This is a genomic window from Bradyrhizobium sp. JYMT SZCCT0428 (genome assembly GCF_018131075.1).
In the GTDB taxonomy this organism is placed as follows: Bacteria; Pseudomonadota; Alphaproteobacteria; order Rhizobiales; family Xanthobacteraceae; genus Bradyrhizobium.
Genome location: NZ_JAFCLS010000140.1, coordinates 1 through 3254, shown reverse-complemented (window position 1 = coordinate 3254; position 3254 = coordinate 1). Strand labels below are relative to the sequence as shown.

Genomic DNA, 3254 nt, shown 5'->3' with positions numbered 1-3254 from the left:
TCAACCCTGTCGACGCCCAGCGCCAGAAGGCCTGCCGTCTTGATGTCTCCCTCGGCCTGCTCAAGCCAGCGTGCCGCATGCGAGGTATCACACTGCGCGATTTGCGCCACCATAGCCTCGGCGCGCCGCTTAAGCTTGGCGTTGGTCGGCTGCATGTTCACCATCATGCCACGGTACACCCGGCCAAGGCGCAGCATAATACCTGAGGAGATCAGGTTGAGCACAACCTTCTGCGCGGTGCCCGCCTTCATCCGCGTGGAGCCGGCGATTAGTTCGCGGCCGGTCTCGATCAGGATCGGAAACTTTGCCGACGTCAGCAGTGCGGTGCCGGGATTGTTGGCAACACTGATCGTCACTGCACCGAAAGAGCTTGCCTGCTGTAGGGCGGCGACCGTGAATGGCGTTGTCCCACTGGCGGCAACGGCGATCACCGCGTCGTGCGGTGTGAGCCGCGTGGCATTAATCTGCATGACCGCATCGTCGACATCATCCTCTGCACCCTCGATGCTGGTGACGAACGCGCTGTCTCCGCCGGCGACGATGAAGCGGACGCGCTCGCTGGGCCAGGCAAAGGTCGGCGTCAGCTCGGCACCGTCCTGGACCGCCACACGGCCCGAGGTGCCGGCTCCGATGTACACAATGCGTCCATGATCACCCAGCGCCGCCTTGGCCGCTTCGGTCGCCGCAGCGATCACGGGAAGGGCATGGCCGATCGCTGCGACTGCCGCAAGCTGGCCCTCCCACATAGCTTCGATGGCTGACGTCAGCGACCATGCATCAAGATCGGCAAAGCGGGGGTCGACTCCTTCGGTGGCCATATCGTTGATCCATTCGCCATCAAACGCGGTACTTTGAAGCCTGTTCATGGTCAGTTTCTCTCTTGGGTAGGTTAAGCCGCCCTCGTGCCATCAGTAACGCGCCGGCCGCCGCATCCGCGTCAGGACACTTCAGGCGGACGCGCAAGTCAGGCGTCAGCCAGGGCGTAATGGCATCCGCGAGCCCCCCTACCAGCGAGACCCGGTCAATTCCTCTTGCCAGGAACAGATCAAGCAGATCGCCAATGGCATCCGCCGCGCGTTCGACAATGCGACGGCCAACCGGATCGCCTTGATTGGCGTGCCGCATCACGATCGGCGCGAAGGCAGCGTAGTCTGTGGCCCTGGCCTCTTCAGACCAAGCCACCGCCTGATAAGGATCATGGTCGAATGCGCCCAACACCTCTGAAAGCAACGGGGTCAGCTCGCCGCGGCGATCCGCTGCCCGAAGCGCCAGTCGGACAACCTGCAGGCCGATGTCGGCCCCGCTGCCTTCGTCCGAAACGGGAAAGCCGTAACCGGCGAGACGGATTTCGCGGCCATCGATCAGGCCGACACCGACCGATCCGGTGCCGGCTACCACGATGGCCCCGTCCGCGCCGCTATGGGCGCCGAGACATGCCGCCAAGCCGTCGCTGATGAAGATGACGGAGGCAAAGGGGTGCGCGATCTTGTTGAGCGCCGCTTCGGCGCCCCGGCGGCCAAGACCGGCAAGACCAATTCCGGCGTGCATCCGCGGGAATTCCTCGCCCGTCAGTCCGGCCTGTGCGGCTGCCGCTTCAGTGGCCTCCATGATGGACCGCCCGGCCTTCTCGAAGCCAATTCGCGTCGTGGCAGGCCCCGAGGTGGCTAACCCGAGTACGCTGCCGTTTTCGTCCTCGATCCGGGCGCGGCAGCGGGTTCCACCGCCGTCAATGCCGAGATACATGGTACCTTTTGTTTCCATGGAAGGTTAACACCAAGGTTTCGCTCCGGGTCCCTCTCAAAGACCCCTGGTAAACATATGAGTCTTGTACTCGCCTCACGAGTTCGTGACTCCCACTCGGATCAACACTGATGGGCCAGGTTAGTTCTTCCTCTCTCACGATTGCCGCGCAGCACATCTTTGATGGTGCCGACATGCGCGGGCCGGGGTCCGTTAGGATTTCGCAGGGGCGGATTGAAAGCATCGCCTTCGGCCAGGCGGAGCCGCGCGCCACCATCCACGCTCCCGCGGACGCGATCCTGGCACCGGGATTCATCGACATTCAGGTCAACGGAGGCGGGGGCGTTCTTCTCAACGATCAACCAACGGAGGCTGGCGTCCGATGCATCGTTGAGGCGCACCGCAAGGAGGGCACCACGGGCTGCTTGCCGACCCTCATCACCGATCGCATCGAGGTCATCGAGCGATTGGCTGCAGTCGCCCAGGCTTGTCTGAAGATCCCCGGCGTTCTCGGCTTTCATCTGGAAGGACCGGCCCTCAACAGGTACCGCAAGGGCATTCATCCCGAAGCCGAGATACGCGTGCCAGATCGGCGCGATATCGCCGCGATCAAAAGTTTTGGAGACCGCGGCCGCTCTATTGTAACCTTGGCCCCGGAATGCGTGCCTGCAACCATGATCGATGAATTGATCGGCGCCGGATTGCGTATCGCGGCCGGCCACAGCGACGCCACCGCAGCCGAAATCGGGCGGGCGGTCGATCTCGGTCTCTCGGGGGTGACCCATCTGTTCAATGCCATGTCGCAGTTGAGGGCCCGGGAACCGGGCTTGGTGGGCGCTGCGCTTGACGATGACCGGCTGTTTGCAGGGATTATCTGCGACGGTATCCACGTTGACCGCGCCGGTTTGCGTGTTGCCTTCCGCTGCAAGGGACGCGATCGATTGATGCTGGTCACCGATGCCATGCCACTGGCAGGCACGAACGACCGGCAATTCATGCTGCAAGGAAGGCAGATCACGTTGCACGAAAATCGCGTGGCTGGCCCCGATGGCACACTCGCTGGCGCTCACCTCACCATGATCGAGGCGGTGCGCAACGCTGTTGCGATGCTCGGAATCTCACTTGTCGATGCCCTCATCATGGCCTCTCGGACGCCCGCGGCATTTCTGGGTCTTGAGTCCGAGCTTGGACGGATCGCGCCCGGCTACCGTGCGGACCTTGTCGCCTTCAGTCCGAACTTTGAAGTCGTCGGCTCATGGATAGGCGGGGCCGGTTTTACTGGCGAGGCGAGCAAGGCTTCTCACCGAGGTTAGAATGCACAACCATCCCATCATCGTGCAAAAATATGGCGGTGTCTGCCTTGAAACACCGGCGAAAATTTGCGCGGTTGCGCGCAGCCTCGCCGACCTGCATGGCCGTGGTCATCGGGTCGTGGCAATCGTCTCGGCCATGGGCAAGACCACCGATCAATTGATCGATATGGCCTATCAGGTAAGCCCGACCCCCAATCGACG

At 62.6% G+C, this 3254-nt stretch carries 3 protein-coding genes and 1 pseudogene; 2 read left to right on the top strand and 2 right to left on the bottom strand.

The genetic code is table 11. From position 1 onward, the window contains the following. Nucleotides 1–818 (bottom strand): N-acetylmuramic acid 6-phosphate etherase (locus tag JQ575_RS43945; RefSeq protein WP_212039357.1); only part of this gene is annotated, 818 nt, incomplete at its 3' end. Between the two features lie 19 nt (nt 819–837). Next, the gene (locus JQ575_RS43940) at nt 838–1761 is read right to left on the bottom strand and encodes a BadF/BadG/BcrA/BcrD ATPase family protein (protein WP_212039356.1); all 924 of its coding nucleotides are present in this window, start codon (nt 1759–1761) and stop codon (nt 838–840) included. A 110-nt stretch (nt 1762–1871) separates the two neighbouring features. Between JQ575_RS43940 and nagA the strand changes: the two genes are divergently transcribed. Then, the gene (nagA, locus tag JQ575_RS43935) at nt 1872–3053 is read left to right on the top strand and encodes an N-acetylglucosamine-6-phosphate deacetylase (protein ID WP_212039355.1); all 1182 of its coding nucleotides are present in this window, start codon (nt 1872–1874) and stop codon (nt 3051–3053) included. Between the two features lies 1 nt (nt 3054). Further along, nucleotides 3055–3254, top strand: a pseudogene (locus JQ575_RS43930) (aspartate kinase); the annotation flags it as partial.

Bases quoted from the DNA above. Each gene is read 5' to 3' on its own strand.
- JQ575_RS43940 (WP_212039356.1), bottom strand. From the start codon at position 1,761: ATGGAAACAAAAGGTACCATGTATCTCGGCATTGACGGCGGTGGAACC.
- nagA (WP_212039355.1), top strand. From the start codon at position 1,872: ATGGGCCAGGTTAGTTCTTCCTCTCTCACGATTGCCGCGCAGCACATC.